General features: G+C 78.4%; 4 protein-coding genes. All 4 read right to left on the reverse strand.

What is annotated here, in order from left to right:
* Positions 1 to 15: 15 nt before the first annotated feature.
* Genes ACFSL4_RS35685 through ACFSL4_RS35700 form a run of 4 tightly spaced genes read right to left on the reverse strand, consistent with a single transcriptional unit; the run spans position 16 to position 3,041 of the window.
* Complete coding sequence (locus ACFSL4_RS35685) at positions 16 to 246, reverse strand: hypothetical protein (RefSeq protein WP_381092093.1); 231 nt, start codon at positions 244 to 246, stop codon at positions 16 to 18.
* A 2-nt stretch (positions 247 to 248) separates the two neighbouring features.
* Positions 249 to 665, reverse strand: coding sequence for an ATP synthase subunit C (locus ACFSL4_RS35690; protein WP_381092095.1), 417 nt, complete (start codon positions 663 to 665; stop codon positions 249 to 251).
* Positions 650 to 2,080 carry a V-type ATPase 116kDa subunit family protein gene (locus tag ACFSL4_RS35695; RefSeq protein ID WP_381092096.1) on the reverse strand — a complete coding sequence of 477 codons (1,431 nt, stop codon included), beginning with the start codon at positions 2,078 to 2,080 and terminating at the stop codon, positions 650 to 652. Before ACFSL4_RS35695 ends, ACFSL4_RS35690 begins: the two co-directional genes overlap by 16 nt.
* Positions 2,081 to 2,099: 19 nt before the next feature.
* A complete protein-coding gene (locus ACFSL4_RS35700) occupies positions 2,100 to 3,041 on the reverse strand; it encodes a hypothetical protein (protein ID WP_381092098.1) in 942 nt (313 codons plus the stop codon).
* Positions 3,042 to 3,187 lie beyond the last annotated feature (146 nt).

Below are 3,187 nucleotides of genomic sequence, written 5' to 3' on the forward strand. Positions count from 1 at the left end.
TGGTGCCGGCGGCGGTCACGGCGGCATCACCGCGGTCAGCGGACGGGAGGGATCCGGCTCGGCCGTCCCGTCGCGGCGCAGGACGTCCGCCGCCTCGGCGGTCACGATGACCAGCGACACCGTCCCGGGCAGCGCCCGCCAGGCCCGGCGGACGGCGTCGGCGTCCTCCGCGACCAGGACATCGACACCGGCCAGGGCCAGTCCGCCCACCCTGGCCCGGGCGCCGATGGCGGCCACGGTGCCCATCGTCACGCCTTCCCGATCAGCAGGATCGCGACCACCAGGCCGTAGACCGCGATGCCCTCGGCCAGCCCGACGATCACGATGGCGCGGCCGAACAACTCCGGACGCTCGCTCAGCGCGGCCAGCGCCGCGGCGCCGGTGTAGGCGACCGCGAGGGCGGCGCCGATCGACGCGCTCGCCACCGCGATGGCCGCGCCGATCAGAGCGGATCCGTTGGGGGCGGCCGTCGCGGCGGCCTGTGCGTGCGCGCCCTGCGCCGAGGCAGACAGGGCCGTCGCGAGGAGCACACCGGCACCCGCCAGCAGGGCGAGGTTCGTCGCCAGCAGCCAGCGGAACGCGCGTTTCGCCCGGTGCCTGCGCAGCAGCCGGACGGCGGCGAGCGCCGCGGCCGGGACGGGCAGGACCATCAACCAGGTGAGCACGTGGTCGCCTCCGTTTCGGGTTCGGCCGCTGCCGCCGGCAGAACGTGCCAGGGACGGAAGGGGCGGCCCTCCGTCTCGAACAGCCGCGAGAAGATTTCGTAGTACTCCAGCCGCAGCGCCTGCACCCCGGCCACCAGGGCCTCCAGACCGAAGGACACGGCGGTGCCCACGGCGAAGAGCGCCGCCGCCCCCACCGCCCCCGCGGCCCCCCGGCCCGCCAGGCCGGCGGTGCCGTGCCACACCAGGCCGGCGAGCGCGGCGTGGGTGAGGCCGAAGGCCGCGAGCCGCGCGAACGACAGGGTGTTGGTGCCCGCCCGCACGATCACGTCGAACAGCCGCAGCCCCGTCTCCGCGAATCCCCCGGGGCCGCCCGCGGTGGCCCGGAACAGCCCCACCGCCAGCAGCGGCAGCCCGGCCGCGGCGAGCGCCGCCCCCGGGACGGCCACGGCCGGCCGGTGCAGGAGGAGACCGGCCGCCGACAGCGCGAGCCCCAGGAAGAACAGCAGACCGGCACCGCCGGACGCCGCGTACAGGGCCCTGCCCGGACCGCCCTCGCGCAGGCGGTTGACCGCGCCGGCCGCGTGGGCGAGGGCGAGCAGGGCCGCCCCGAACACGACCGCCGCGGCGAGCAGCCGCTCCGGGCTCTCCAGCGGGCTCAGCCAGAGCACCGGCAGTACACCCGTCGGCCCGAAGAACTCGCCGTAGGCCGCGCCCGCGACCATGGCCATCAGTCCGGCACCGGCGAGGAAGGGCCACAGGCGGCGGAACCGGGCGAGCCGGCGGGGCCGTCCCCGCCACAACGCCAGCGCCCCGAGCAGCAGCAGCGCCCCGTGACCCACGTCCCCGAACATGATCCCGAACATGACGACGTACGCGATGCCCGCCGGCCAGGAGGGGTCGAGGTCCGCGTACGGCAGGGTGCCGTACGTCGTCACCAGCGGCGTGAACGACCCGGCCGGCGCGGACCGCAGCTGGGTGGGGGGATCGGTCCCGCGCGGCACCCGCAGCGGCACCAGCGCGCCACCGGCGGCCGCGAGGCTCCGGGCGAGCCGTGGCACCTCGGCCGCCGGGCACCATCCGGCGAGCGCGGACACCTCCCCGCGCCGGACGGCACCCCGGGCGCGCTCCTCCAGCTCCGCCTCACCCGCCAGCAGACCCAGGCTGCGCCGCCGTTCGAGGGCGTCGAGATCGGGCGCCGAGGGGGCCAGCACCGGGGCCCGGCCGGACGGCGGCACGGTGTCCGCGGCCGCGGGCGGCGCCGACTCGGGACGGCCCGCCAGCCGCTGCAGCCGCCGGGCCGCCGGTCCCGGCGTCTCTTCCTCGGCCCGGTCCAGCTCGACGCAGCCCGCCTCGGCGATCCGCACCAGCGTGTCCCGCAGCGCCGTGTGCGGCACGATCACCGCGACGCGTCGCATGGGCACCGGTGTCATCGCCTCAGGCCAGGGCATCGAACACCCCCAGTGGCCGTCCGCCCCGGGCCGCGCACTCCAGGGCCGCCCGTACCCGCCAGGCGTCCGCGGACAGCACCCCGACCGCGCCCACGACCGCCCGCGGCCCGTAGCCGCCGTCGCGCAGCAGGACGGCGCCCTCCTGGTGGAGCACCCGCCACCAGCGGGCCTCCGCACGCCACAACTCGCCCGGCTCCTCGACGTCCGTCAGGACCCAGCGGGCCGCCGGCGGCAGCCGCTCGCGGAAGTCCCGGAACGACGCCGCGTCGACCGCCCGGGGCCCCAGGAGCTCCGCCGCGTCCCGGCGTACGGGCCCTGGCAGACGGTGCTCGTGCACGAACCGTTCGCGCGCCGCCAGCAGGGCGGCGCGCCCGCGGGCCCAGCGGCGGGCCGGACCCACCTGCGCGGAGGTACGCCGCGCGGCCGCCATCCGCATGCCGGTGACCAGTGCCCAGGGCGTCTCGGCCCCCGGGTCTCCCCAGGGCGAGGCCCTGAGCGCGGCACGCAGCTGGGTGGGTGTCGGGGCCCGTTCCAGGGCCCGCCACGCGGTCTCCAGGGCGCCCAGCCGGTACGGCGGCCGGGCAGGGGCCTCTTCATCCGCCCCGGGACCGTCGCGGGCCGTCAGCCGGGACGCCACGTTGGCGATCTCGAAACCCGCGGCGAGCGGGCGGAGCAGGCGCGCCCCGCCCGGGGGCAGCCATCCGGCGAGCACCCGCAGATGCCACAGCAGCGTCGCCATGACCGCGCGCTGCGCATCCGGCAGACCGACGGCCGGCCGCGCGTACCTGCGATACGGCGTCCCGGCCAGGCGGCGCACGGCGTCGTCGAGCGACGCGGCCGCCGCGATCTGGCGCGCGCCGCCCGGGCCCGGGCACCGGCGGGTCAGGTCGCGTGCCCTGACCACGCCCGCGACCCAGCCGGCGCTCACGGCGCCCCTCCCGCCCGGCCCGTGACGTCCAGGGCGTCGGCCACCACATGGCCGACCATGTCCGGCAGGCGCTCCCGGGCCCGCTCGCGCACCAGTGAGGCGGTGGCGCCCCCGGCGGCGCGCAGGGCCTGGGCCTCCCGCAGGGC

Source organism: Streptomyces caeni, assembly GCF_042678285.1.
Taxonomy (GTDB): Bacteria; Actinomycetota; Actinomycetes; order Streptomycetales; family Streptomycetaceae; genus Streptomyces; species Streptomyces caeni.